At 68.6% G+C, this 25,738-nt stretch carries 21 protein-coding genes and 1 pseudogene; 13 read left to right on the top strand and 9 right to left on the bottom strand.

Annotated elements, in window-relative coordinates:
* The first annotated feature begins 92 nt into the window (after window positions 1–92).
* Entirely contained in the window at window positions 93–569 is a 477-nt protein-coding gene (locus AS181_RS01175) for a cupin domain-containing protein (RefSeq protein ID WP_058249779.1), read from the top strand.
* 205 nt (window positions 570–774) lie between these two features.
* Here the strand turns inward: AS181_RS01175 and AS181_RS01170 are convergent, their stop codons facing one another.
* The 3 genes from AS181_RS01170 to AS181_RS01160 are packed head-to-tail and all read right to left on the bottom strand — an operon-like array spanning window position 775 to window position 3,736.
* Window positions 775–2,097: an amidohydrolase family protein gene (locus AS181_RS01170; protein ID WP_091344199.1), complete on the bottom strand. Its 1,323-nt coding sequence runs from the start codon at window positions 2,095–2,097 to the stop codon at window positions 775–777.
* Window positions 2,094–3,059 carry a PDR/VanB family oxidoreductase gene (locus AS181_RS01165; protein ID WP_058249778.1) on the bottom strand — a complete coding sequence of 322 codons (966 nt, stop codon included), beginning with the start codon at window positions 3,057–3,059 and terminating at the stop codon, window positions 2,094–2,096. The genes AS181_RS01170 and AS181_RS01165 overlap by 4 nt, the downstream gene beginning before the upstream one ends.
* 17 nt (window positions 3,060–3,076) lie before the next feature.
* Entirely contained in the window at window positions 3,077–3,736 is a 660-nt protein-coding gene (locus AS181_RS01160; protein WP_058249777.1) for a helix-turn-helix domain-containing protein, read from the bottom strand.
* A 212-nt stretch (window positions 3,737–3,948) separates the two neighbouring features.
* On the opposite strand from AS181_RS01160, the gene AS181_RS01155 reads away from it, so the two are divergent.
* The 8 genes from AS181_RS01155 (at window position 3,949) to AS181_RS01120 (ending at window position 12,499) form a co-directional block, all read left to right on the top strand.
* Window positions 3,949–5,283, top strand: a complete 1,335-nt coding sequence (locus AS181_RS01155; protein ID WP_058249776.1) for an amidohydrolase family protein — start codon at window positions 3,949–3,951, stop codon at window positions 5,281–5,283.
* Window positions 5,283–6,053 (top strand): ABC transporter ATP-binding protein, encoded by a 771-nt coding sequence (locus tag AS181_RS01150; protein ID WP_058249775.1) that lies wholly within the window; start codon window positions 5,283–5,285, stop codon window positions 6,051–6,053. Before AS181_RS01155 ends, AS181_RS01150 begins: the two co-directional genes overlap by 1 nt.
* A complete protein-coding gene (locus AS181_RS01145; protein ID WP_058249774.1) occupies window positions 6,050–6,955 on the top strand; it encodes an ABC transporter permease in 906 nt (301 codons plus the stop codon). Before AS181_RS01150 ends, AS181_RS01145 begins: the two co-directional genes overlap by 4 nt.
* A 235-nt stretch (window positions 6,956–7,190) precedes the next feature.
* Complete coding sequence (locus AS181_RS01140) at window positions 7,191–8,369, top strand: hypothetical protein (RefSeq protein ID WP_058249773.1); 1,179 nt, start codon at window positions 7,191–7,193, stop codon at window positions 8,367–8,369.
* Entirely contained in the window at window positions 8,366–9,697 is a 1,332-nt protein-coding gene (locus AS181_RS01135) for an FAD-binding oxidoreductase (RefSeq protein WP_058249772.1), read from the top strand. Before AS181_RS01140 ends, AS181_RS01135 begins: the two co-directional genes overlap by 4 nt.
* Entirely contained in the window at window positions 9,694–10,494 is an 801-nt protein-coding gene (locus AS181_RS01130) for a creatininase family protein (RefSeq protein WP_058249771.1), read from the top strand. Before AS181_RS01135 ends, AS181_RS01130 begins: the two co-directional genes overlap by 4 nt.
* Complete coding sequence (locus tag AS181_RS01125; RefSeq protein WP_058249770.1) at window positions 10,491–11,102, top strand: pyridoxine/pyridoxamine 5'-phosphate oxidase; 612 nt, start codon at window positions 10,491–10,493, stop codon at window positions 11,100–11,102. The genes AS181_RS01130 and AS181_RS01125 overlap by 4 nt, the downstream gene beginning before the upstream one ends.
* Window positions 11,099–12,499 (top strand): amidohydrolase family protein, encoded by a 1,401-nt coding sequence (locus tag AS181_RS01120; protein ID WP_058249769.1) that lies wholly within the window; start codon window positions 11,099–11,101, stop codon window positions 12,497–12,499. Before AS181_RS01125 ends, AS181_RS01120 begins: the two co-directional genes overlap by 4 nt.
* On the opposite strand, the gene AS181_RS01115 is transcribed toward AS181_RS01120, so the two are convergent.
* The 4 genes from AS181_RS01115 to AS181_RS01100 all read right to left on the bottom strand — a co-directional run bounded on the left by AS181_RS01115 (window position 12,408) and on the right by AS181_RS01100 (window position 17,532).
* A complete protein-coding gene (locus AS181_RS01115) occupies window positions 12,408–13,214 on the bottom strand; it encodes a hypothetical protein (protein ID WP_058249768.1) in 807 nt (268 codons plus the stop codon). The genes AS181_RS01120 and AS181_RS01115 overlap by 92 nt on opposite strands.
* A gap of 296 nt (window positions 13,215–13,510) precedes the next feature.
* On the bottom strand, window positions 13,511–14,755 hold the full coding sequence (locus tag AS181_RS01110) for an HNH endonuclease (RefSeq protein WP_058249767.1): 1,245 nt from the start codon (window positions 14,753–14,755) through the stop codon (window positions 13,511–13,513).
* Between the two features lie 178 nt (window positions 14,756–14,933).
* The gene (locus tag AS181_RS01105) at window positions 14,934–16,238 is read right to left on the bottom strand and encodes an MFS transporter (protein WP_231742197.1); all 1,305 of its coding nucleotides are present in this window, start codon (window positions 16,236–16,238) and stop codon (window positions 14,934–14,936) included.
* A gap of 178 nt (window positions 16,239–16,416) precedes the next feature.
* Window positions 16,417–17,532 (bottom strand): ADP-ribosylglycohydrolase family protein, encoded by a 1,116-nt coding sequence (locus AS181_RS01100; protein ID WP_058249766.1) that lies wholly within the window; start codon window positions 17,530–17,532, stop codon window positions 16,417–16,419.
* Window positions 17,533–17,651: 119 nt separating this feature from the next.
* Here AS181_RS01100 and AS181_RS01095 point away from each other — a divergent pair, with 119 nt between their 5' ends.
* The 3 genes from AS181_RS01095 (at window position 17,652) to AS181_RS01085 (ending at window position 21,049) form a co-directional block, all read left to right on the top strand.
* Window positions 17,652–18,644 carry a TIGR00341 family protein gene (locus tag AS181_RS01095; protein WP_078112726.1) on the top strand — a complete coding sequence of 331 codons (993 nt, stop codon included), beginning with the start codon at window positions 17,652–17,654 and terminating at the stop codon, window positions 18,642–18,644.
* Window positions 18,645–18,783: 139 nt separating this feature from the next.
* Window positions 18,784–20,655 carry an alkyl/aryl-sulfatase gene (locus tag AS181_RS01090; protein WP_058249765.1) on the top strand — a complete coding sequence of 624 codons (1,872 nt, stop codon included), beginning with the start codon at window positions 18,784–18,786 and terminating at the stop codon, window positions 20,653–20,655.
* Window positions 20,656–20,731: 76 nt separating this feature from the next.
* Window positions 20,732–21,049: a hypothetical protein gene (locus AS181_RS01085; protein WP_010842754.1), complete on the top strand. Its 318-nt coding sequence runs from the start codon at window positions 20,732–20,734 to the stop codon at window positions 21,047–21,049.
* 224 nt (window positions 21,050–21,273) lie between these two features.
* Here the strand turns inward: AS181_RS01085 and AS181_RS01080 are convergent, their stop codons facing one another.
* Window positions 21,274–23,427: an acyl-CoA dehydrogenase gene (locus AS181_RS01080; RefSeq protein WP_058249764.1), complete on the bottom strand. Its 2,154-nt coding sequence runs from the start codon at window positions 23,425–23,427 to the stop codon at window positions 21,274–21,276.
* Between the two features lie 391 nt (window positions 23,428–23,818).
* Here AS181_RS01080 and AS181_RS01075 point away from each other — a divergent pair.
* Window positions 23,819–24,748 (top strand): annotated as a pseudogene (locus tag AS181_RS01075) (TauD/TfdA dioxygenase family protein).
* 145 nt (window positions 24,749–24,893) lie between these two features.
* Here AS181_RS01075 and AS181_RS01070 read toward each other — a convergent pair.
* On the bottom strand, window positions 24,894–25,736 hold the full coding sequence (locus AS181_RS01070) for a sulfurtransferase (RefSeq protein WP_058249763.1): 843 nt from the start codon (window positions 25,734–25,736) through the stop codon (window positions 24,894–24,896).
* Between the last annotated feature and the right edge of the window lie 2 nt (window positions 25,737–25,738).

Below are 25,738 nucleotides of genomic sequence, written 5' to 3'. Positions count from 1 at the left end.
CAGGACCGTTCGGGTCAATCGTCCAGGACTGTTGCACAACGGAATCGGACGAATCGGGTATGAGGTGGGTCGGCCCGACGTACGGTCGGACGATGACACCACTCCTGCGCACCGCCGTCGCGACGCTCGCCGCCGCGGCCGCTCTCCTGACGCCGCTCGCGATGTCGTCGGGGACGGCGAATTCCACGCCCTCGTCCGGAATCTCGGCGGTCAGCCTGGCCAAGGCGGACATCCCGGCCGACCTCCTACCCTTCGTGCCCGACGGCGTACACGTGGAGGTCCGGGAGATCACCATCGCCCCCGGCGGCACCACCGGGTGGCACTATCACGACGGCCCGCTCTACGGACTGGTCCGGCAGGGCACCCTCACCCACCCCGGCTCCGACTGCAAGCCGGTGGTGTACCGGACCGGCGAGATCATCGCCGAACCCGGGGGCAAGGCGAACACCCACGAGGGAACCAATCTCGGGACCACCCCGGTCGTACTTGTCGTCCTGTACCTGATGCCCCTGAACAAGCCGCTGTCCGAGGACGCACCCGCACCGCCGTGTGCGACGGCCACTTCCTGACGGCGGGCGAGCCAGCCCCTGCTTGCTGATCCGAAAGAAGCGACCCCATTGCTCCCTGAGGAGTGAGGAGCGATAGCGACGAGCCACGAAGGGCCTGGTGAGACACGTTGCGAAGCCCTTCGTGGCTCGCTTCGCTCGCACCTCAGGGAGCAGAGGGAGGCCGTCGCTGCACCCAATGGACCAGCGGTTCTGTGGTTCTCTCGGATCAGGGAGCAGAACGCTGCCGCCGGTCCAGCAGTGTCGTGAGTTCGGCTGCGAGCGAACGTGAATCAGCGGTCACGAGTTCTCCGTCGCGTACCACCCACCGGCCGGCGACCATGACGTCGCGGGGTCGCCGGCCCGGGCCGGCCCACAGCAGGCCGTCGACCGGGTCGGTGACCCCGGCGTCGAAGACGTCCGAGCAGTCCCACACGCATAGGTCGGCGGCGGCACCGTGCCGGAGGTGCCCCAGCTCGCTGCGGCCGAGACCTGCCGCCGAACCCTCGGACGCCATCGCGAGAACCTTTCGGGCCGTGACGGGTTCGCCGATCAATCCCGAGACCTGAACGGCCAGGCGGGCATCGGCGAGCAGGTGCCCGGCGTCGTTGCTCCCGCCGCCGCTGGTGCCGAGTCCCACCCGCACACCCGCGGACACGAGCGCCGCAACCCGCGCGACGCCCCATCCCATCGGCACGTCGCACCCGGGCGCGTGGGTCGCAGACGCTCCCGATCGCGCGACCAGAGCCACTTCGTCGTCGGTGATCTCGCACAGATGCGCCAGCGTGACGTCGTCGGCGAGCCAACCCCACTCGTCGAGCAACTCGAGGGGGCGCCGCCCATATCGTTCCGCGGCGACCTGCACATCGACCTGCTCGTTCGCCTGCGTACGACGACGCAGGCCGAGTCGAGATGCGACCTCGCCGAGCGTCGCGAAGGTCTCCGGCCCGTCGCTGTGCACGCCGGACGGGCCGACGGCCAACTGCAGCATCCCGTCCGCGCTCGTGCCGGTTGCCCCCGCACCCAGATGTGTTCGGTGGATGTCCTCGACCGATGCGGCTGCGGCTTGCGGGTCGTCGCGAGCAGTGCCCCGGACGAAGACCAATCGCGCACCGACCCGTGCGGCGGCATCGATGGTCCCTCCGGCCAACGCGACCGGGTCCTGACCACCGGGCCAGGTCAGATGATGGTCAGCGACCGTAGTGACACCGCACAGCAGGGACTCCGCGAGCCCGGCAGCCGCTGCCGCGGCGACGAGCTCGGGGTCGACACCGACCGATGAATAACGTTGCGCCATCAGGCCGAGCCACTGCGGCATCGGTACCGACCGACTCTCCGGACGCGACCGGAACGCGGTCTGCAGCAGATGGTGGTGCGCGTTCACGAGACCGGGCGTGACGACGCACCCCGAGACGTCGACGACCTCGTCCGCGGCGGCCCGGCCGCCGACCGCGGCCCCGATCCGCCCGTCGTCGACCACGACCGGATCGCGCGTGACCATCGACGCGTCACGTAGGACCGCCACGGCGCCAGTGAGCACCGTGACCGTCACAGCTCGAGCACCAGACGACCGCTCGTGCACCGCGACACGCAGATCATCATCGATTCGTTCTCGGACCGCTCCTCCGGCGACAGGATCGAGTCGCGGTGGTCCACCTCGCCGCTGACCACCCCCGTCTCACAGGTTCCGCAGACACCTTCGCGGCACGACGACGGCGCCACCACCCCACGTCCGTCCAGGACGTCGAGGATGGTGCGATTCTGCGGCACCGTCACCGTCACACCCGAGAAGGCGAGGGAGAGTTCGAACTCCTCGTCAGCCGCGGACTGCGTCGTCGTGGCCGTGAACTTCTCGGCGAACGAGTCCACGGCCGGTTGCGGCTCACACACTTGCGCAACGGCTTTCAGCATCGACGGCGGCCCGCAGGTGTACACGGCGGTGCCGCGGGAGAGCCCGGCCAGGACGCCACCGAGATCCAGGCGGCCCGAAAGGGCCGACTCGTGAATCGTGACCAGCCCGGGGTACCTGGAGTCGATCTCGTCGACGAACGCCATCTCCGCCCGGGACCGTCCGACGTAGACGAGCCGCCACGGCCGCCCGGTACGGCGGGCCTCGTCGACGAGGGCGAGGACGGGGGTGATGCCGATACCACCGGCCACGAACACATAACCGAGTGCACGTGTCAGCGCGAAGTGATTGCGCGGCGGGCTGATCCACACCTCGCCGCCCACCTGGATGTCGTCGTGCACGGAGGCCGAACCGCCCCGGCTATCGATCCGCCGTTCGACGGCGATCCGGTACGTACTCGTGTCGTCAGGTGAGGAACACAACGAGTACTGCCTGACCGGGCCGGCCGGTGTGTGCAGATCGACGTGCGATCCAGCGGTCCAGGGCGGCAGCGCGGCGACACCGACCGGCGCGAGGACGAATTCGTCCACCCGACGGGCGAGCCGGCGCCGTGACACCACGCGGACACGCAGTCCATCTCGAAGGTCATTCGCTGACAAAGACATCGGAGATCTCCTAGGTACTACGACCTCCGCCGGGATTCCCAGCCACGGGAACCACCCCCACCGTCGCGGATCTCCGACACCTGCGTTGACGCCTGGACAACGACGAGCCGAGCGGCCTCGGAACCGGTGAGCCGCCACCGGTGGGGAATGCCGCCAGCGTAGTAAAGGCTGTCGCCCCTTCGCAATTCGAGGAGACTTCCGTCGCCGAGGTCGACCTCGACCTCGCCGTCGACGACATGCAACCACTCGTCCTGCTCGTGCTGGAAGTACTCGCCGTAATCCCGCCGGTTCAACAACTGCTCCTGGGGGAAGAACGCGGCGTCTCCTCGAACGAGCAACCGGGCGTATCCGGCGTTGTCGCCGGCCTGCGGCAGGATCGCGCCCTCGCCGGCACGCACCAGTTGCGTCCCGACGGGTGCCGGAGACGGTGCCCCCGCCACGTGCGCAGGGTCCGCGGCCAGCATCAGACTGACCTGGGTGGTGTCCAGCGCCCTGGCGATCCGTTCCAGGGTCGTCATGCTCGGACGCGCGTATCCGCGCTCGAGCTGCGACAAGAACGGATGCGAGATACCGGCCTGCGCAGCCAGATTCGTCAACGTGAGGCCGTGCTGCTTACGTCGTCGGCGGATCTCGGCACCCAGCGACACCTGCGCGACGTCCGGCTCGTCGAGCGCCATGTGGCTCACACCCTTCCTGCAGAACCGATGGTTACACGCCCGCAGCGCTGGTTAACGTCGTGGCAACAGCGCATTCCTATATTCGGACGTGTTGACGTGATCAACAAGTATCACGAACCGCCCCACCCCCGCCGACCCCAGCCACAGCGGGACCACCGACCCAGTCGTGCACCGTCGCACGCCATTTCGATGTTCTCGAGGAAGTGTCATCAATGCCGACTCAGCAGACAGCGCCCGTGCCGGGCATCACCGGATCACTGGCCGACGGGTCGGTGGTCGATGTCGAGCTGTCCGCCGATGCCGACGGTATCCACCGCGTCCGCGCCGTCACACCGTTTTCTCCCGATGTCCCACATCCCGCCGACTGGCTGGATCTCCGCGACCACCTGCTGCTCCCACCCGCCGCCGAACCCCACGCCCACCTGGACAAGGCCCTGTCGTGGCCGGAGTTGTCACCGCCGAGCGGCGACCTCGACGCCGCGATCGCGTCCTGGCGGGCCGGCAGCGTCTCCCTCGACGAGCAGTCCTTTCGGACGCGCGCCCTCCGTGCGACCTCGTCCATGCTGCGCAACGGCATCACCGCGGTGCGCACCCACGCCGACGTGCTGTCGCACGACGACCCGCTGCGAGCCGTCCACGTACTCATCGAGGTCCGGGATCACCTGCGCGGACTGATGGACATCCAGGTCGCGGTCCTGGCGAGCCCACTCACGCCCACCGCGCACATCGAGGCCGCGCTCGACGCCGGCGTCGACCTCGTCGGCGGGGCCCCGCACATCGCCGACGACCCGCTCGCCGAGCTCACGAGACTGCTCGACCTCGCCGAAGCGAGCGGCATCGGCGCCGACCTGCACGTCGATGAGTTCCTCGACGGCGACCACCTGACCATCGAGGCCTTCGCCGCCCGCGTCGCCGATTGGCCCGACGACCGGATCCGCACGGCCGGCCACTGCTGCCGCCTCGACACCCTGAGCTCGGAGGATCTACAGCGCGTTGCACGGGCGCTCGCACGGGCCCGTGTCTCGGTCGTCGCCTTGCCGGTGACGAACCTGTACCTCCAGGGCCGATCCGGACCGTCCGCGGGGCGACGAGGCATCACGCCGATCGACGTGCTGCGCGACCACGGCGTCCGCGTCGCCGGTGGTGCGGACAACATCCGCGACCCGTTCAATCCCGTGGGCCGGGCCGACCCGCTCGAGACCGCCGCCCTGCTGATCACCGCGGCACATCAGAACCCCCACACCGCTACGGAACTGGTCACCTCCGAGGCGCGTGCCGTGCTCGGACTGGAGCCCGCGGGCCCCGTCGTCGGAGCCCGCGCCGACCTCGTCGCCATCCGCGGCGCCGATCTCACCGAGGTCATCGCCACCGCGCCGGCCGACCGGGTCGTGATCGTGAACGGAACGGCGGTCGCACGCACCGAGTCCACCACCTGGACGGCGTTCCCGTCGTTCCCGGTTCCGTCCCCGGCAGGAGCATCACCGGCCGGAATGTCCTCAGCCGCAGCATCACCGCTGGGCCTGTCCCCCGTCGGCATGGAGAGATGATGAGTTCACCAGCAACGACCCACAGACCGGCACTCGGTCACCCGCTCGTCGGCTTCGAACACGTGGAGCTCACCTATCCGGACGGCACCCACGCCCTCCGCGACGTGAACCTCACCGTGCGCGAGGGCGAGTTCGTCAGCGTCGTGGGCCCATCGGGATGCGGCAAGTCGACCCTCCTGCGGTTGTCGTCGGGCCTGGAGACGATCACCGACGGTTACCTGCAGAGCGGTGCCGAACGGATCGGTTACGTGTTCCAGGACGCCACCCTGCTCCCGTGGCGGACCGTGGCCGACAACGTCGCACTGCTCGGTGAACTCGACGGTGCACCGAAAGCCGAACGGCGCGAACGCGTCCGCGCCGCGCTGGAGACGGTCGGGCTGACCGGGTTCGACAAGCACCTGCCGCACATGCTGTCCGGCGGCATGCGGATGCGGGTGTCGCTGGCCCGCTCGCTGACGCTCGATCCCGACCTGTTCCTGTTCGACGAACCGTTCGCCGCACTCGACGAACTGACCCGCGAACGGCTCGGCACCGACCTGACCGAGCTGTTCGCCGTCAAACGCTTTGCCGGCCTGTTCATCACCCACTCGGTCGCCGAGGCGGCGTTCCTGTCCACGCGTGTCCTGGTGATGTCGGGACGGCCGGGATCCATCGTCGACGAGATCGAGGTCCCCTTCGACTATCCCCGGTCGCCCGACCTGCGTTTCGAGCCGGAGTTCGGCGCGATCGCCGGCCGGATCTCCCGCGCACTCCGAGAGGCACATTCATGAGCGCCCCCGACACCGGCACCGAGACCGCCCCGGGCGTGCGAACCCCGAAAACCGGCAAGGCCGGTACACCCGACCCCGGCTCCACCACCGAACTCGCCGTGGCCGCACGCACGGGCCGACGCGGCCGCTCCCGATCGAAGATGGTCGGGATCGCCGCGCCGCTCGTCGTCCTGGGCCTGGTCATCGGCGCTTGGTACCTCGTCAGCTACGCGGTGCTCGATCCCGGCCGTCGATTCCTGATGCCGCCCCCGCACCAGGTCGTCACCGACGGACTGCTGGGCGACTCTGCCCAGGCGATGTGGGAGGCCCTGAGCCGCACGGCCACCGTCGCGTTGACCGGCCTGGCGATCGCCGCGATCATCGGCATCACGTGGGCGGTGATCATGTCGCAGTCACGGCTGATGGAGAACGCCCTCTTCCCGTATGCCGTGGTGCTGCAGTGCGTCCCGATCCTGGCGCTCGTCCCCCTGGTCGGATTCTGGTTCGGATTCGGCTTCAGTGCACGGGTTTTCGTTTGTGTACTGATCTCACTGTTCCCGATCGTCTCCAACACCCTGTTCGGCCTCCGATCGGTCGACCGGCAGATGCGGGATCTCTTCGCCCTGCACCGTCCGAGCCGCGTCACCATCCTGCGCAAGCTGGAGTTCCCCGCCGCCATGCCGGCCATCTTCGCCGGTCTCCGCATCTCGGCGGGCCTGTCGGTGGTCGGCGCCATCGTGGGCGACTTCTTCTTCAAGCAGGGCAATCCCGGCATCGGCATCCTGATCGACAACTACCGGTCGCGACTGCAAGCCGAGGAACTGTTCGCCTCGATCGTGCTCGCCTCACTTCTCGGCGTGGCCGTCTTCTGGTTCTTCGGCTGGCTGGGCAACCGCATCGTCGGACGCTGGTACCAGCGCTGACCTGATCTTCTCTCCCCGGGTGGTTTCGACTCGGCTCCTCGCTTCGCTCGGTGCCGGCTCAACCAGCGGGGGTACCGGCTCCTCGCTTCGCTCGGTGCCGGCTCAACCAGCGGGGGTATCGGCTCCTCGCTGCGCTCGGTGCCGGCTCAACCAGCGAGTGGGTCTCCTGTCGTCGACACCCCTTGATCCTCCATTCAACTTCCGGAATCTCTCAGCCCGAAAAGGAACTCATCTCATGAACACACCCGTCTGGCGTCGCCTGTCCAAGACCACCGGTGTCGCCGTCGTCGCCGCCGCCCTCGCCTTCACCGCCGCATGCAGTTCCGGGGAGAGCACCGAATCCTCCGGTTACACGGGGGCGGTCGGCCCGGTCGACCTGAGCGCCAACTGTCCCGACAAGGTCGTCATCCAGACCGACTGGAACCCTGAGGCCGAACACGGCCACCTCTACCAACTCCTCGGCCCCGACCCCACGATCAATGCCGGCAACAAGCGCGTCGTCGGTCCGCTCTTCGACCGCGGCGAATACACCGGCGTCGACATCGAGATCCGGGCCGGCGGACCCGCCATCGGCTTCCAGTCGGTGACCTCGCAGATGTACTCCGACCCGGAGATCCTCCTCGGCTACGTCGACACCGATCAGGCCATCCAGAACTCGAAGGACAACCCGACGACGGCGGTCATGGCACCGCTCGACATCAGTCCGCAGATGATCATGTGGGATCCCGCCACCTACCCGCAGGTCCAGGGGATCGCCGACCTCAAGGCGGCGAACGCACGCGTCCTGTACTTCGAGGGGGCCACCTACATGGACTACCTGACCGGGTCGGGCGTCCTCTCCCCCGGACAGGTCGACGGCAGCTACGACGGGTCGCCGGCCAACTTCGTCTCCGACGGCGGCAAGACCGCCCAGCAGGGGTTCGCCAGCTCCGAGCCGCAGGTCTACCAGGAAGAGGTCGAGGGCTGGCAGAAGCCGGTGAAGTACCAGCTGATCCACGACGTCGGCTTCCCGTCCTACAAGTCGTCGGTGGCGGTTCGCTCGGACGCACTGGAGGACAACGCCGCCTGCCTCGAGCAGCTGGTGCCGGTGTTGCAGCGCGGTTCGGTCGATTATCTGGCGTCGCCACAGGCGGCCGACGCGGTCATCCTCGACGCCGTCGAGCAGTACGACACGGGGTGGGTGTACTCCCAGCGGAACGCCGACTACGCGCGGGAGACGATGGCCGACCTCAACCTGGTGAGCAACGGCACCGACACGACGATCGGCAACTTCGACACCGCGCGCGTCGCCCGGGTGATGGAGGTGACCGGGCCGATCTTCACCGAGCAGGGCACGCCCGCAGCCGACGGCCTGACGCCCGAGGCGATCGCGACCAACCGCTTCATCGACACCTCGGTGGGCCTGCCGTCATGACCGCTCCGGTGGTCGCGGTCGGTACCGACGAGGGACGCCCCGACTTCGGCCCCGAGGACGTCGATGCGCTGGCCGACGACCTGCTCGCGATCGTCGGCCCGCGTGGCATCAGCTCACTTCCCCGCGCGCTCGAACGCGCGGCCCGCGACGGCTCGGGGATGAGTCCGATCCTGTCGGCGCAGGATCTCGGCCGACCCGATCTCGTGTGCTACCCGCGCACGGCCGACGCGGTGCCCCACATCGTCCGCGCGGCGGTCGCCCGCGGCGTACCGATCACCACGCGCGGCAAGGGAACCGGGAACTACGGCCAGGTCATCCCGCGCTTCGGCGGACTCGTCCTCGACATGACGTCGCTGACCGCGATCGGGGACGTCACCGACCGTTCGGTCACCGCCCAGGCGGGCGCGCGGATGATCAACCTGGAACAGACCGCATGGTCGCACGGCAGCCAGCTGTGGATGTACCCGTCGACCGTCCAGTCGACGCTCGGCGGGTTCCTGGCGGGAGGTTCGGCCGGTACCGGCACGATCGTGCACGGCCGCAACCATCAGGGGTTCGTCGACGCACTGGATGTCGTCCATGCGACCGGCGAGGCCGAGGTGGTCCATCTCGAGGGCGACGACGCAACCCCGTTCGTGCACACCTACGGGGTCGCCGGCATCATCGTCGGCGCCACCGTCCGGGTGGAACCGCTGCAGGAATGGCGCTGCGTGTACGCGAGTTTCGGCTCCACACGCGAGGCGTTCGACGCGGCGCTCCGACTGGCGGCGGTCGAACCGAAGCCGCGTCTGCTGTCCGCGGACGGCCCCGTCATCACGGGCGCGCTGCCCGACGACCCCGCGCTCGTCCGCGGTCGCGCCAGCGTGCGCGGGATCATCGACGCCCGGGCATTGGCGGAGACCACCGACCTGGTCGTCGCCGCCGGCGGCCGCGTCGAAGCGGTCCGCGAGGGCATCGCCGAGACGGTCAAGCTGTCGACGCTGTCCTACAACCACCCGACGTGGTGGTTACAGAAGTCGCAGCCGGACAGGTGGTTCCACATGGAGGTACGCGGGGACGCACTCGTCACCCGGCTCGAGGAGGTGGAGAAGGTGTACGAGGGCGGCATGCTGCATCTCGAGGTCGGCCACGAGATGATGTTCGGGATGCTCAACGGGATCTACCGCAGTCCGCAGCAGGTCATCGACGGCGTCGCCGCACTCGAGGATCTCGGGGTCGGCGTCCACTCCCCGCACCAGTGGTACGTCGATCTCGATGCCGAGCGCGTCCGCGCGCTGGCGCACCAGACCGACCCGAAGGGTCTGCTCAATCCCGGAAGGTGGATGTGAACACGGTGACCACCAGGACGACGCGCCCGGCCGCGCACCGGCGTTATGCCGAGCTGACCACCGAACAGATCGGCACCACCCTGTCGCGGGACTCGATTCTCGTACTACCCACGGGCGCAATCGAACCGCACGGCCCGCACCTGCCGTTGGCCACCGATCTCATCGTCGCGGAGTCGGTCGCCGAGGCCGTCGTGGACCGCGGTGCCGCCGCGGGGCACGATGTCTGGCTCCTGCCGGCGCTGGGTTACACCAAATCCGACGAGCACTCGCGGCTCCCGGGCACGATCTGGCTGCGGGCGAGCACCCTGTTCGAGACGATCGTCGACATCGGGGCGTCGCTCGCACAGACCCCGGCGCGTCGTGTGCTGTTCCTCAACGCGCACGGCGGCAACTCCGCACTGATCGAGGTCGCCGCGCGCGAACTCCGACGACGGTTCGACCTGCAGACCTTCTTCTCCTCCGGCCCGGGTCACCCCGGTCCCACCGAGCGCGGACTCGGTATCCACGCGGGCTGGGCGGAGACCTCGATGATGCTGCACCTCCGGCCGGATCTCGTGCACATGGACAAGGCGGTCGCGACGGTGGCGGACGCGGTCGCCGACGCCGGGCACGTCGGTTTCGCCGGCACCGTCCGATTCGGTTGGCTGTCCACCGATTTCGCCGAGTCTGGGGTGATCGGCGACCCCACTGGAGCCGACGCCTCGATCGGCGCGAAGCTTTTCGACGAGCGCGTCGAGGACCTCGTCGCCGCGCTGCCGGAGATCGCCACCTTCGACCCGGGCCGGGTGGGGCGTTGATCACCAGCGGTACCGGATTCGGAACCGATTGCGCGACCGCGGATCAGCTCTCGGTCCACCCGATGACGCTGCTGCGGAGCTGGCTTCCCCCGTCGGACGAGCCACGGCCGTTGATGGCACTGGCGACGTGCGGCCCCGACGGTTATCCCCGGGTCCGACACGTGCTGATCACCGAGGCCGACGACACCGCGGTCTACTTCCACACCGACAGCCGGTCGGCCAAGGTGGCCGAACTCGCCGACAACCCCCGGGCCTCGATCGCGATCGCCTGGCCCGCCGTCGGCCGGCAGGTCGTCGCGCACGGTGACGTCCGGCGAGCGTCGGACGACGAACTGTCCGAGGCCTACTCGCGCCGTTCCCGGTACCTGCAACTCCTGGCGTGGTTGAACGACGACGACCTCGCCGCATTGCCACCCGAGGAGCGGCGTCGGCGATGGTCCGACTACGACTCGGCCCACCCGCGACTGCCCGCACCGCCCACCTGGACCGGGTACGCCGTCGACTTGCGGGAGATCACCTTCTGGCGCGGCGACCCGGACGGGCCGTCGCAGCGAGTACGGTTCACCGACAACGGAAATCATTGGAATTCGGAGGTTCTACCGGGATGACCGGCACTTACCACAACGCCCTCGTACTGCCGGTCAGCGGCGATAGGCCCTGGTTCTGGGGATGGCTGTCGGTGGGCGAGGACGGCCGGATCTCCGGGATGGGCGAGGGCTCACCGCCGGCCGACGCACCGCTCCCCCGCCACGACCTCGACGGCGCCTTCCTCGCACCCGGTTTCGTCTCGGCACACAGTCACATCTACACCGGCGGGATGCGCGGGGTGGCGCCCAACAGCCCACTCTATGAATGGGTCACGCTGAACAGCACGATGCTGCTCGGCGCCGATGCGCAAGACCTGTACTGGATGACGCTGGCCGGCGGGCTCGATCACCTGTCCTCGGGAATCACCTCCGTGTACAACTTCACCCAGTCCCGCGTCCTGGCACTCTTCGACTACGAGGAGTCCGTCCTCAAGGCGGCTCGGGTGCATTCTCCGGAGTTCGTCACCGCCCAGGTGGACGGCCTGGCGGCCACCGGGATCCGATTCGTCACCAGTGTGCGACTCGACGACGAGCAACTCGGCGAGGACGCCGCGTTCGCCGGTTTCGACGAGGTGATGAGCCACCTGGCGACCGTCGACCGCGACCTCGATCTGGGTGGTTCGGTCTACGGCTCGGTGCAGTGGTCGTCGTCGCAAGCGACCGCCGAACGCGAACGGGCACTGATGGACCGGTACGGGATCACCAATCAGGCGCACTTCGTCGAGACTGCCGAGCAGATCGAGATCCAGCAGTCGAAGTTCGACTGGTACGACGCCGCAGGCGTTCTGGGCCCCGGCTTCGCCTTCGGACACTTCGTGCACCCCACCGAGAACATGGTCGCGCGTGTGCGCGACACGGGGTCGGCGGTGGTGTGGCAGCCGATGTCGAACGGTCGGCTCGGTTCCGGCATCGCCGACATCCCCCGTCTGCTCCGGGATTCGGTGACCGTCGGCGTCGGTGTGGACGACCAGTCGTGCACCGACGTGTCGGACCCGTTCGAGAACATGCGCACCGGGCTGTTCCTGCAGCGCGGAAAGCACAGCGACGCCGCGATTCTCACCCCCGTCGACATGCTCACCCTGCACACGCTCGGGTCGGCATCGGCGATGGGCGTGGCCGACAAGGTCGGTTCGCTGGAGGTCGGGAAGTTCGCGGACCTGCTCGTCGTCGATCCCCGTTCCCCCCACCTCGGCCCGATCTGGGACCCCGTCGCCACCTACGTGCTCGGTTGCGGACTGCGCAACCTACGCGAGGTCGTGGTGGGTGGCCGCACGGTATGGGACCGCGACGTCGCCGATCCGCTGCGCGCACAGGCTGATTCCGAACTCACCGAGCGGATGATCGCGTCAGCGGCACGGTCGGGGATCCATGCGGTGCGCCCACCCGCCGCCGCGACACCATCATCACCGCCGTCGTGACCACCAGCGCCACGATCGTCGCGACCGCGACGCCGACGACCGCCGCCGTCTCGCCGAGGGCGGCGACGGTGATCCCGACGAACGCCCAGATCAGGGTCAGTGGGTATGCGACGAGCACCGACCCGACGGCGGCGGTCACGGCGAGGCCGAGCAGGGCGCATGCGAGCAGGATGGTCAGCTGCCATCCCAGGGACCGAGGGTCGGCGAGGTCGGCACCGATCGCCGCAGCCCAGTTCTGGAAGACCGCCGCGGTGGCCCAGGCCGCATAGACACCGACGAGGATGCGGGTCAGGACGATGAGCCACCGGGGCGCCGCGTCGTCGGCCGGTCTCGCGGCGATGCGGGCGGCGTCGAGCAGGACCACCGTCATGACCGTCAGCACGATCGGTGTCACCCACGTCCACTCCGCGGCCGACACCAGAATCCACAGCGCAGCGCCGGCGAACGCGACTTCGAGGTCGATGAGCAGACGCCGCGGGTCGTCGGTCCCGGTGGCACCTTTCCACACCACGGCAATGGCGAAGACGATCGACAGCAGGTAGATGAGACTCCAGATCGAGAACGTGTAGCCCGCCGGGGTGATCAACAGATCTGTGGTCGATTCGTTGGGCGAGGCGCCGAAGCCGGAGAACGGGACCACGGGCGCGACCACCTGCGCGACCGCCAGGAACACGGCAAGCCAGGTGATCGGACCGGAGACGCGTGTGGGTGTCATGTGATCCAAGGTAGGCACCAGTGTCCGGTTTGCGTCGCGAACTCTATTGAGGTTGCGAGCGAGACACCCCCGCCGCCTAGCGCCCGAAGCTTGCGGCGGGACGTCTCCCCGCTCCTGAGGAGCGCCCTGAGCTTGCGGAGGCCCGGGCCCACTGCTCCCATGGAGCGTCGGGTATACGCCATTGCTCGTTACAGCATCCCGTTGAGCAGAAGGAGGTTTCACACTGTGGAGTTGTCAAGGATCGTGTGGCGCCGGGGTCGACGCCGGAGGGTCTGTGGAGTGTTCGCGTGGACTGTCTAGACGAGGGCTTCGTCGAGTCGCATGGTGCGCCGGTTGTAGGCGGGTCGAGGTAGGCGTTTCGGGTCGATGTCGGCGGGCGGAATCAGCCAGGGGTGCCGGTCGGGACCCATCACCACCTGCCAGCCATGGTGATGGACCTGGGTGTGACAGCGCTGGCACAACAGGCACCCGTTGTCCAGATCGGTCGGACCGCCATCGGCCCAGTGGACGAGGTGGTGCACTTGGGTATGTGCTGCGGGGGCACCGCATTTCACGCAACACTGATCGCGCACGACGATCGCCTGCCGCAGATGGTGCGGGAACAGACGTTTCGTAGTGCCCATCCGCAACGGCACCCCTTCGTTGTCAAGGACGATCTCGGCCACCCCACCATCACACGACAGCCGCCGCGCCGTCGACTCTGACACCGCACCCATCCACGGCAGCCGAGCCGGACCAACCCCATCGGCAGGAATGGTCACCAGCAGTTGGGTGCGTGGTGCTCCGGCGGTGGTCATCGCCGCGCCGATCGCAGCTTGATCCAACAACAGTTCCAGTGCATCTGCACGGCGCTCGGCCACGCCTCGACGGTCGGCAGCGCCGTCGGGTTCGGGACGCGGACAGGACCGTTCGTCGATCATCGACACGAACTTCTCCCCGATCACCGCGGTCACATCTGCGGTGATCGCGACCCGACCCTCCTCGGTGATGTGGGTGTGCACGGTGTTCAGCGACGCATCATCGGCCGCCGGCAAGGCGGCGGGGTCGGTGTCGGCGACCCGAATGGCGATCCCGCGGGCGTGGTCGTCGATCTGGGCAGGGGTGGCACCGGAGAACGCCTGCGCGAGCAACTCGCTCTCGAACGTTGACCGGTCGTCGTCGGACAACGCTGACGCCGAACGCTTGTCCACCAGAGTGATCCCACGGATCACCGCGTCGACACACTCAGCAGACAGATAGCCCTCGGCAGCGCAGTCGGCAACCTTCGGCACCAACCCCAACCCGCCGGCGATACGCACATGACGGTGCGCGGCCGCGGGTGGCATGCCCATCTCGATCAACACGTTTCGCGTCGTCGACCCCGCCCGTACCGCGGCACCCGTGGCATCGAAAAGTGCTGTATGCACGGCGATCTGGTGATCGAGCACGTTGCGCAGCATCCGTAGTTCGTCGAGTCGTTCGTGCAGAGCACGGCCACTGCCGTCGTCGGGTGGTGACGGCAGTGAGATGAGGGTGTCGCGGAGTTCGATGATCGAGGGCATGACACCAAGCTACTCGCAATCACGTTCGACGACGAAGTTTCTCCACAGCCCTCATTGTCATCGAATCCTGTTGCACAGCAGTCGCTGTCACTCGTGCCCCAGCGGTGAACCGTGGTGGACTGTGGTGAACAGAAGCCCCATCAGTCCCACACGTTTGGTCAGAGCCGGTGCGCCCGAGTCACTCATGACCCGTTTCCCGAGGAGCGAGCTTGCGAGCGTCAATGCCTGCTCCCTGAGAAGCCGCCATCACACCTGCGGTACTGCGGACTTTCGGATCGGGGCGCGGAGAAGCTCGTCGAACGACCAGACCGATGGCGACGGCCGCGGCGTAGACGACGCCGGTGACGATGGCGCCACCGAGGGTCCCGACTGCCTGGCCGGCGACACCGTCGAGCACCACCATCACACCCGCACCGCTGTAGGCGAAGGCGGAGAACCGCGATGCCACACGGCCCTGCTCGACGGCGCCGAGACCGCGGGTGACAGCGGCGAGCGCCACTCGGTACCCCCCGGCCTGACCGATCCCGCCGACGACCGTACCCAGGACGATCACGTCGAGCCGGCCGAGGACGAGACCCACCACCGCCGTAGACCATCCGACGACCAGGAGCACCCCGACCGCCGGTAACGTCGTCACGAGCCGCACCCCCACGCCGGCGAGACTCGCGACCATCGAGACCAACAGACATGCGCCACCGACACATTGGGCCACGAGGAGCGAGTCGCTCGCTCCGGTGGTGAGGATCGCGGCGGGCATCGCGCCCACCGCGAGCGCACCGATCGCCCACGCCAGCGCGCCGATCAGATAGGCACCGGGATCTCGACGACGGGTGCCCGCAACGTCGAGGTCGCCTTCGTGGACGTCGAGGTCGCCGGTATGAGCGTGTGTCGACTGCGGCGCGAAGCCGTCGTCCATCGACGAATCATTGCCATACGCAAGCAAACCGGGAGCCAGACGCAGACCGACGAGCAAGACAATCAGGCATACGGCGGTCGCCGCGGCGTGGATCGCGTACACCGTGACCAGCTGCCAGGGCAGGAACACGGCTATCGCGATGGCCGCAACCAGCCCGCTTCCGGCGCCGATGAGCGAACCGGAGGCGATGAACGCACGACCCCGTTCGCCGCGGGCGGCCACCATGATCGCCGCGGCGGCGCCCGTGCTCAGGCCCACCGACGCCCCGGTGAGGAACCGTCCCGGGAACAGCAGCACGTCGACCGATGCGCCGACGATCTGCAGGAGGTCGCCGACGATCGCCGCGAGGAGAGCGAGCGGTAACACCGTGCGGCTGTGCCGGATGAGCGGGCCGCGAGCCGAGATCAACAGGATGATGATCAGGGCGATGAAGTAGGTGGCGAACAGCACCGACGCCGCGGCGGGCCCGAACTCATGGGTGTCCATGTATCCCGGAAGCAGTGGCGTCATCGCATTCGAGCCGCAGATGGCGAGAATGAACCCCACCCCGGAAGCGCCTGTGAGCACACGGATTCCACGGTCGGATCTCAGAGCGACTGCCATGGGGAGAACTCAAACCGACGTCTGTGACCATCGGGCAACCCCGTCGTGGCCGTCGTATTGCGCACCTCGTCGCCACGACGCCGAGGCGCTGACCTGCCACGTTCTGGCGGGTGACGACGATGGCGCCGGTCGCGCCGGAGACTCAGCCCACCGGGCGAAGGTCCGGAGTCGCCCCCGGGCGGGGTCCCCAGTACCTCTCGACCCAACTGCCCGACCCGGCCGGCTCATCGGTCTCGGTGATGTCCCAGTCCACGAACTCGTGTAGATCGCCCGCCATCTCGACGATGACGTCGCGCAGTTCGAGGGGCTCCAGCCAGCGCGGTGGGATGGCCTCGACCCCGTCGCGCGCACCCAGCAGGTTGCCTACGATCGCGCCGGTGGAGTCCGAGTCGCCGTCGTGATTGACCGCGATGATCACCGCGTCCTCGAGGTCGTCGGCCACCAGCGCGGAGTAGACGGCGATCGCGAGCGCCTCCTCTCCGACCCAGCCCTCGCCGAGGCGCGTGATCGCCGCCTCGTGGGACAGGCCCGAACCGGCAAGGCTTTCCGCGGCATCGAGGGCGGTGAGGGTCTCCTCGTGACCGGAACGATTCCGGAGGATGCCTTTCGCCGTCGCCAGCGCCTCCGGCAGGCCGGCCCCGACGATCAGCTCGCGAACCGCGACCGCGAGAACGCCGGCGGGAAGCGAACCGGAGGGATGGCCGTGGGTGAGCGCCGCGAGTGTGGTCGCGAGGTCGAAAGTGCCTGCGGCAGACCAGTCCGCGCGGGCCGCGAACAAACCGACCGGCGCCACCCGCATGACACCTCCGCAGCCCTTGCTGTCGTTGTCGGCCGGGACGCCCGGACGAGTGGTCACCCGGAGCGCCTCGAGACAGGTGGTGCCGGGTGCCCGTCGGCTGTGCAACTGCTGGTGCCCTGCCAGCCAGCTGGACCGTTCGGTCGTCGCCAGCACGCCGTGCCGCGGATGGCCGCCCTGCGTGATGAACCACCGCAGGTATGCGCGGGCCGTCGTGGCCGCGTAGCAGGAGATGCCTCCCGCGCAGTCGCGGGCCCAGGCGCGCAGCAGACCCTCCGCAGTGAACAGCGTCATCTGGGTGTCGTCGGTGATGGTGCCGAGGCCGCCGTACGCCTCGGAGTAGGAGGTGATGCCCGCGGGTCCGAACCTCTCCAGGATCGCGTCCCGAGTCGAGAACTCGACTGCCCCGCCCAGCGCGTCGCCGGCAGCACCGGCGAGCAGACATCCGGTGAACCGATCCATGTTCGCCCCCTGTGCTTTCCCCGGCGTTCATCCATGGTCACACGGTTGCGCCGACTCTGCTGGACAGCGGACCGCGAACGGGTACTTTCAGAGGACCTCGAGACGAAGGGGCTCCGATCGTGCTCTCCCTCATCCCCGGTTCACAGCGTCGCAGCCTGGACGAGATCGTCGAGCGCCTCGACTTCTCCGTCGGCGACCGCACCGCCAAACGCAGCGCCTTCTGGTTGATGCTCACGCTGTCCGGCATCATCGCGGTCTCGGGAGTCGTCGCCGACAGCACGGCGACCGTCATCGGGGCGATGATCGTCGCGCCGCTGTCGACACCGATCCTCGGCATCGGACTCGGGATCGCCACCGGCCGTGGTCGACTCGTGCTCGCGAGTGTCGGTTACGTGCTCGCCGGGGTCATCCTGGTGACGATCCTGGGCGTCGTGTTCGCCCAGTTGCTACCCAACCCGACGAACGTGCTCTCCAACTCACAGGTGCTGGGCCGGACGTCACCGACGCTCGTCGACCTCCTGGCCGCCCTCGCCACCGGCCTCGTCGGCGCGATCGCCATCACCCGTCGCGACGTCGGTGATGTGCTGCCCGGCGTGGCCATCGCCATCTCCCTGGTGCCGCCACTCGGGGTCGTCGGCGTCTGCCTCGGGTCGGGAGCCCCGTCGCTCGCACTGGGCGCCTTCGTGCTGTTCGCGTCGAACGTGGTCGCGATGATCATCACGAGCCTCGTCGTGTTGACGATCGCAGGCTATGGCCGAGAGGCCGCCGATCTCGCCGGTGCGGAACATCCGAGGGCCCCTCGACGCCGGGCCTACGCGGCACTGGCCGTAGCTCTCGTCGTCGTCACCGTCCCGATGGTCGCGAACTCGCTCTCGTCACTGTGGTCCCGGCAGATCGCGACCGCGGCGGAGTCGTGGCTCGGATCGGGCGGGAACGACTCGTCCGAGGTGACCGGCGTCAGCTGGACCGGCAGCACGGTCACCGTCGGTGTGCTGGCCCCGCAGGACCTGCCGCCGATCGACGAGCTCCAGACGACGGTCGACGAGTTGGTCCCCTGGGACCCCGAGGTCGTCGTCGTCCACACGGTCGGCGAGCGGTCGGGTGTCAACTGAGCGTGCCGAACCCCGGCGAGGCATCCGCGCTTCTGACAGAGTGGTACGTACGCATCGCTCACCGAGAACGTCACCGTACGCACTCAACCGAGAATCGACGAGGTCAAGCACATGGCTCTCTCGAGACGCATCCCCTGCTGTGGCACAGGCGAATTCGTCCGCCCACGATCACCTCCCGTTCCAGGACACCCGCGACCTGGACGCCGCCACGCGCGGACTCGTCGCCGAACTCGATCCCCCCGCCATCGCCGGCCAGGACGGGAAGCCGGTGTGGGATTGCGATGAATTCTCCTTCCTCGCCAAGGAGGCGCCTGCCACCGCCCATCCCAGCTTGTGGCGGCAGTCGGGTCTCGTTGCCCGACAAGGCCTCTTCGAGGTGACCGATCGGATCTACCAGATCCGCGGCCTGGACCTGTCGAACATGACCGTCGTCGAGGGCGACACCGGCGTCATCGTCATCGACCCACTGATCTCACAGGAAACCGCGGCCGCCGGCCTCCGCCTCTATCGGGAGCATCGTGGCGATCGTCCGGTCACCGCCGTCATCTACACGCACTCGCACATCGATCATTTCGGCGGCGTCAAAGGAGTCACCACCCAGGAGGCCGTCGACGCCGGCGAGTGCCAGATCATCGCGCCCGCAGGCATGGTCGAGCACGCGGTCGCCGAGAACGTCTACGCGGGAACGGCGATGGGCAGGCGCGCGGCGTACATGTACGGGGCCGCGCTGCCGAGGGGCCCGCGCGGTGCGATCGGCGCGGGCCTCGGCCAGTCCACGTCCACCGGCACGGCGACCCTGATCGCCCCGACCCTCGACATCACCACCACCGGACAGGTCGAGACCATCGACGGGGTCACCATCGAATTCCAGCTGACGCCCGGCACCGAGGCACCGGCCGAGATGAACTTCTACTTTCCGCAGATGCGCGCGCTCTGTATGGCCGAGAACGCCACCCACACCCTGCACAATCTGCTCACGTTGCGGGGTGCCCTGGTCCGTGATCCGCACGTGTGGTCGCGCTACCTGACCGAGGCGATCAACGATTTCGCGGCGCGCTCCGACGTGCTCTTCGCGTCGCATCACTGGCCGACATGGGGCACCGCGGAGCTCACGGAGTTCCTGTCCCTCCAGCGCGACCTCTACGGATACCTCCACGATCAGACCCTTCGGCAGCTCAACAAGGGCCGGACCGGTCTCGAGATCGCCGAGGACATCCGATTGCCCCCGGCACTCGAGAACGCCTGGCACACACATGGCTACTACGGCTCGGTGAGCCACAACGTCAAGGCCATCTACCAGCGTTACATGGGATGGTTCGACGGGAATCCGGCGCACCTCTGGGAACACCCGCCGGTGGAATCCGCGACGCGGCACGTCGAGTTCATGGGCGGCGCGGACGAGGTGGTACGGAAGGCCCGCCGGTCGTTCGAGGCGGGCGACTTCCGCTGGGTCGCACAGGTCCTGAACTACGTCGTCTTCGCCGACCCGGCGCACGAGGAGGCGCGGAGTCTCCAAGCGGACACGCTCGAACAGCTCGGCTATGGCTCGGAGAACGGCACGTGGCGCAACTTCTACCTCATGGGGGCGTACGAGTTGCGCCACGGACCCGTCGGGACGCCGACCACGACGGCGGCCACGGACATCGTCGCCGCCCTGTCGGTCGATCAGCTCTTCGACGCCGTCGCCCTGCGAGTCGACGGGCCGGCGGCCTGGGACGCCCACATCGTCCTCGACTGGCACATCACCGATGTCGACCGACGCCACCGATCGGAGCTGCGCAACGGCCTCCTGGTTCATTTCGACGTGGATCAGGCAAGCGCTGGCGACCCCGTCGCAGCCACGTTCACCCTGACGAAACAGACCCTGCTGACGCTGCTCCTCGGGCTCGTGGATCTCGGTACGGCCGTCGAAGCGGGCGACGTCGGCGTCGACGGTGATCCGAGTGCATTCGGCGAACTCGCCGGCTACCTGGACGACCCCGATCCCGATTTCGCGATCGTGACACCCTAGTTCCCGCCGGGCGGCCCGGCCGACCCGACCGAGGGTGACACCGCTCGAACACACGTGCGAAACTGACTGGGTGGGCATGAAGTGGATTGGCGGGGACAACGGCCAACCACACCGGCCCGCCTTCGTGCGGGTCGGCCACAAGGCGGTGCTCATCGACCTTGGCGCGCTGTACCCCAATGCGCCGCATTTCAGCGGCGAGTACCACCCCGACGGTTTGCAGATCCGGTCGGTGCACCTCGGCGTCCTCACCGAGTGGGGGCGCGACGAATGGGGTGCCTGGTACGGCAAGGTCACCTACACGATCACCTCGAAGGACCGACAGGAGAAGGTCACGCACTGGGTGCCGTCGTGGGCGTTGCGCCCGGCCGGTGACCGGCCGCCCGGGCGACGGTGACCGCCCCCGAGGAGCGAGCTTGCGAGCGTCACCCCCTGCTCCCTGAGGAGCGAGCTTGCGAGCGTCACGAAGGGTCCTGGTGAGGCGGGTTGCGAGACCCTTCGTGACGCGCCCTCCGCAAGCTCCGGGCGCTCCTCAGGGAGCAGAGGGGTGACCCTCCGCCGGGAGCAGAAGGTGGGCCCTGCGCAGGGAGCAGAGGGGTGGCCTCCGCAAGCTCTGGGCGCTCAGCGGATGAGCGGGTCGCGCGGCAAGCCGAGGATGCGTTCGGCGATCTGGTTGCGGGTGATCTCCGACGTCCCGCCGGCGATCGACATCCCGCGGGCCCCGAGGATCAGCAGGCCGGCCAGCTTGCCGGGACCGGACGAGAACGCGACGTCGGGTCCGAGCAATTCCGCGGCCAGATGCGCGCGGTCGCTGAGATGCTCGGCGAGAAGCAGTTTCGTCACATTTCCCTCGGGTCCGGGAGCGGCGCCGACGACCGATCGGGCGGCGCGACGCAGATTGAGGAGTCGCAGCGCATCTTCGACGGCGAGGAACTCACCGACCTTCGTCGCCGCCCCCTCGACCCGGTCCCCGTAGCCCTGGACGAGTGCCACCATCTGCTGGACCGCACCCTCGCTACCCGGCGCACCGCCGCCGATGCTGACCCGCTCGTTGCCGAGGGTCGCGCGGGCCACGGCCCAGCCGTCGTTCGGTGTGCCCACCACGTCTTCGTCAGGAACGAAGACGTCGGTGAAGAACACCTCGTTGAACTCGGACCCGCCGGTGATCTGCCGCAGCGGACGTACCTCGACACCGGGCGCCGACATGTCGATCAACACGGCGGTGATGCCCTTGTGTTTGGGGGCTTCCGGGTCGGTCCGCACCGTTGCCAGCCCTCGCCGGCACAGGTGGGCGCCGCTGGTCCAGACCTTCTGGCCGTTGATGCGCCAGCCGCCGTCGACGCGCGTGGCCCTCGTGCTGACCGCCGCCGCGTCCGACCCGGCGCCGGGCTCGGAGAACAGCTGACACCACACCTCGTCCCCGAGCAGCGCCGGCCGGACGAACCGGTCGATCTGGTCCTGCGTGCCCTGCTGGATGAGGGTGAGGATGACCCACCCGGTGATGCTGTACTCGGGCCGCTTCACACCCGCGGTCGCCATCTCCTCCTCGATGACGAGTTGTTCGACGGAATCCGCGGCGCGTCCCCACGGCCTGGGCCAATGCGGCATGACGTAACCGGTGTCGATGAGCTTCTCGCGCAGCGCGGACTCGTCGACGCCGGCGATCTCGGCGATGTCGGCTCGAACGCGCGCGCGCAGTTCCTCGGCCTCGGGTGGGAGGTCGAGGCTGTTGGCACGGGTGACGCCGCCTGCGGAGAACTCGTACACGTCACGAGCCGGCTGTTGTCCGCCGAACAGCGCCTGCAGCACGGTGGCGCGGCGCAGATGCAGGTGCGCGTCGTGTTCCCAGGTGAAGCCGATCCCACCGTGCACCTGGATGTTCAGCTCGGCGTTCGTCGTGTACGTGGGCAGTGCCAGCGCGGCCGCCGATGCCGCGACCAGCCCGAGCGCGTCGGCGTTCTCGTCGGCCGCTCGCGCCGCGTCCCACACCACCGCGGTGGCGGCCTCCGCGCCGACGAGCATGTTCGCGCAGTGGTGCTTGACGGCCTGGAACGCACCGATGGTCCGGCCGAACTGTTCGCGGACCTTCGCGTAGGCCACCGCGGCGTCCAGCGCGTCCCGCGCCCCGCCGACGGCTTCGGCCGCGACCAGCGTCCGGGTGAGCGCCAGCGCGGTGGCCGCCAGTCTCGGCAGACGGACGGCGGCAGCACTCGACAGCGACACCCTCGCCGACAATCGGGTCGGGTCCAGATCGGCGTGCGCGCCCACCTCGACACCGGAGTCCGACGACTCCACCACCAGCACATCGTCGTCGCCGATGAGTACCAGCAGATCCGCGAGCGGTGCGCCGAGTACCGCGTCGACCTGACCGGAGACCGTCCCACCGGCCTCGGTCAGTCCCGGCACCACCGCGACACCCGCGGTGACCGTGCCGTCGACGAGCGGCCGCAGCCAGCGGGCAGGCGTCTCGTCGTCGGCATGAGTCAGGATCGCCGAGGCGATCACGGTGGGCAGGAACGGACCCGGCGCCACCGCGCGGCCCAATTCCTCTGTCACGACGACCAACTCGGCGATCCCGAAACCGGAACCGCCGTACTCCTCGGCGACGTGCAGACCCAGCCAACCGAGTTCGGCGATCTCCGCCCAGAACGTGGGTCTGGCCTCCTCGGGCGCGTCGAGTCGGTCGCGCGCCTGCGCCCGCACCTTTCGGTCGACGGCGAATTCGCGCACCACCGAGGCGAGTTCGACGTGGTCATCGGTCAGGGCAATACTCATGGCGACTCCCGGGATCGTCGGTCACCCGATCACACCATCTACACCCGGCCCGGGGTGGACGCTTGAGACAAACTCATCGAATCCGTTCCCGACGCGCCCGGTGCACGACCGGGTCCGGGAACGGCACGGCATCGACGAGGTCCCTGGTGTACCGGTCCTCGGGCGGTGAGGACGGTGCGCGTTCCGGCCGATGTCCGTCGCGAGATCGACGACGCGGCGGAGGCCTCGGCGGACTGAAGCGTTCCGATCACCGTGAGCGTTTCCCTCGATCGCACCACCGTCGCGGTGGTCTGATGAATTCGATTGCCATCAAACGATATTCAGAAGAGGACGAGAGATGACCCTGGCGCACATCGAGGACCGGACCGAGCGCGAGCAGGCAGCTCAGTAGATCTACCGCGACGCGGGGATCACCGTCGACAAGCTCGGCGAGCACATCGGGGCACGCATCGGCCAGGTGCGGCTCGGCGGCGACCTCGCCCCGGAGCAGGTGGAGGCGATCCGCCTGGCGCTGGCGATCAACAAGACGATCGTCTTCGAGGGCCAGGACCAGCTCGACGACGACAGCCAGTACGCGTTCGCCGAACTCCTGGGCGATCCCACCGCACCTCATCCGACGGTGACCTCACGCGGCGAACAGCTGCTGACCATCGAAGGCGCCGCGAACAGCTGGCACTCCGATGTTACGTTCGTCGATCGCATCCCGAAGGCGTCCATCCTCCGGGCGGTGACGCTGCCGAGCTACGGCGGCGCGACGACCTAGGCGTCGACGGTGGCCGCCTACGAGCAGCTGCCGAAACCGCTGCGCGCGTTGACCGAAGAGCTGTGGGCCACCCACACCAATCTGTACGACTACGTCGGCCAGAAGGAGCCGTCCGGCGGTGTCGACGTCAGTCGCAAGGCCGAGCACTACAAGGAGTTCACCAGCTCCGAGTACCAGACGCTGCACCCCGTCGTCCGCGTCCATCCCGAGACCGGCGAACGCAGCCTGCTGCTCGGACACTTCGCCAAGGAGTTCCGCGGCCTCCTGAGTTCCGAGTTCGCCGACCTCTACCAGCTCCTCCAGGCGCGTATCACGAAGCTGGAGAACACCTTCCGGTGGAACTGGAAACTGGGCGACGTGGCGATCTGGGACAATCGCGCCACGCAGCACTACGGCATCGCCGACTTCGGCAACCAGCAGCGTGAACTGCACCGCATCACCCTCGCCGGCGATGTGCCCGTCGACGTCCACGGTCAGGCGAGCCAGGTTCTCCAGGGCGACGCGACGCACTACTCGGTCGTCGAAGAACCCGCCCGACTGTTGGTGTTCGCGGCCTGACCCGTGCGCGCGTCACCGCCCGCTCCCTGAGTTGCGAGCCTCGAAGGGTCCTGGCGAGGTGCGTGGCAAACCCTTCGTGACGCGCCCTCCGCAAGCTCCGGGCGCTCCTCAGGGAGCAGAGAGTGCGGCTTGCGCTCCTCTCGCCTCAGGGCCGGTCGCCCTCGGCGACCGGCCGTTCCGGGTCCGACGACCACTGCGAGAACGAACCGGGGAACAGCGTGGCGTCGATCCCCGTGACGGCGAGCGCCGCGATCTGGTGCGCGGCATTGATCCCGGAACCGCAGTAGACGACGACATCGGAGCCGGCCCCGCCGTCGATACCGACATCTGCGAACCGGCGTCGTAGCTCCTCCGCCGGACGGAAGCGGCCGGAGGTGTCGACGTTGTCCGCCGTCGGGACACTGATCGCCCCGGGGATGTGGCCGGCGCGCGGATCGACCGGTTCGACGTCGCCGCGATAGCGTTCGGCGGCCCGGGCGTCGAGCAGGTGTGCCGGCCCGGCCGCGACGCTGTCCATGGTCGCGACCGGCAGGTGTCCGGGGCTCAGGGTCACGTTGCCCGCTCGCGGCCGACCGCCGTCGCCCGTCGTCGTGCGCAGGCCTTCGGCACGCCACGCCGCGAGGCCGCCGTCGAGAAGTCGCACGTCGGCGACACCCGCCCACCGCAGCAGCCACCAGGCGCGCGCGGCCGCGAGGTTGCCGGAGTCGTCGTAGACCACCACCGGGACGGCGTCGTCGATCCCCCATCGCCGGGCCGCCTCCTGGAGGTCGGCGACGTCGGGCAGCGGATGCCTGCCGCCGACCGGCCCGGAGGGCGGGGCCGCCAGTTCGGAGTCGAGGTCGACGTAGACCGCACCGGGGATGTGACCCTCGCGATAGGCGTGCCGACCATCGAAGTCGCCCAGCTGCCAGCGCACGTCCAGCAGGATCGGCGGAGTCGCCAGCAGCATCTCGGCCAGCTCGAGCGGGGTGATGAGGACCTCGGCCATGG

This window comes from Gordonia sp. SGD-V-85, from assembly GCF_001456905.1.
Taxonomy (GTDB): domain Bacteria; phylum Actinomycetota; class Actinomycetes; order Mycobacteriales; family Mycobacteriaceae; genus Gordonia; species Gordonia hongkongensis.
This window is presented reverse-complemented; position numbering and strand designations above follow the sequence as displayed.

Excerpts from the sequence above, each read along its gene's own strand:
- AS181_RS01175 (WP_058249779.1), top strand. The coding sequence starts at position 93 with ATGACACCACTCCTGCGCACCGCCGTCGCGACGCTCGCCGCCGCGGCC.
- AS181_RS01165 (WP_058249778.1), bottom strand. The coding sequence starts at position 3,059 with ATGTCTTTGTCAGCGAATGACCTTCGAGATGGACTGCGTGTCCGCGTG.
- AS181_RS01160 (WP_058249777.1), bottom strand. The coding sequence starts at position 3,736 with ATGGCGCTCGACGAGCCGGACGTCGCGCAGGTGTCGCTGGGTGCCGAG.
- AS181_RS01155 (WP_058249776.1), top strand. The coding sequence starts at position 3,949 with ATGCCGACTCAGCAGACAGCGCCCGTGCCGGGCATCACCGGATCACTG.
- AS181_RS01150 (WP_058249775.1), top strand. The coding sequence starts at position 5,283 with ATGAGTTCACCAGCAACGACCCACAGACCGGCACTCGGTCACCCGCTC.
- AS181_RS01145 (WP_058249774.1), top strand. The coding sequence starts at position 6,050 with ATGAGCGCCCCCGACACCGGCACCGAGACCGCCCCGGGCGTGCGAACC.
- AS181_RS01140 (WP_058249773.1), top strand. The coding sequence starts at position 7,191 with ATGAACACACCCGTCTGGCGTCGCCTGTCCAAGACCACCGGTGTCGCC.
- AS181_RS01135 (WP_058249772.1), top strand. The coding sequence starts at position 8,366 with ATGACCGCTCCGGTGGTCGCGGTCGGTACCGACGAGGGACGCCCCGAC.
- AS181_RS01120 (WP_058249769.1), top strand. The coding sequence starts at position 11,099 with ATGACCGGCACTTACCACAACGCCCTCGTACTGCCGGTCAGCGGCGAT.
- AS181_RS01115 (WP_058249768.1), bottom strand. The coding sequence starts at position 13,214 with ATGACACCCACACGCGTCTCCGGTCCGATCACCTGGCTTGCCGTGTTC.
- AS181_RS01110 (WP_058249767.1), bottom strand. The coding sequence starts at position 14,755 with ATGCCCTCGATCATCGAACTCCGCGACACCCTCATCTCACTGCCGTCA.
- AS181_RS01100 (WP_058249766.1), bottom strand. The coding sequence starts at position 17,532 with ATGGATCGGTTCACCGGATGTCTGCTCGCCGGTGCTGCCGGCGACGCG.
- AS181_RS01085 (WP_010842754.1), top strand. The coding sequence starts at position 20,732 with ATGAAGTGGATTGGCGGGGACAACGGCCAACCACACCGGCCCGCCTTC.
- AS181_RS01080 (WP_058249764.1), bottom strand. The coding sequence starts at position 23,427 with ATGAGTATTGCCCTGACCGATGACCACGTCGAACTCGCCTCGGTGGTG.
- AS181_RS01070 (WP_058249763.1), bottom strand. The coding sequence starts at position 25,736 with ATGGCCGAGGTCCTCATCACCCCGCTCGAGCTGGCCGAGATGCTGCTG.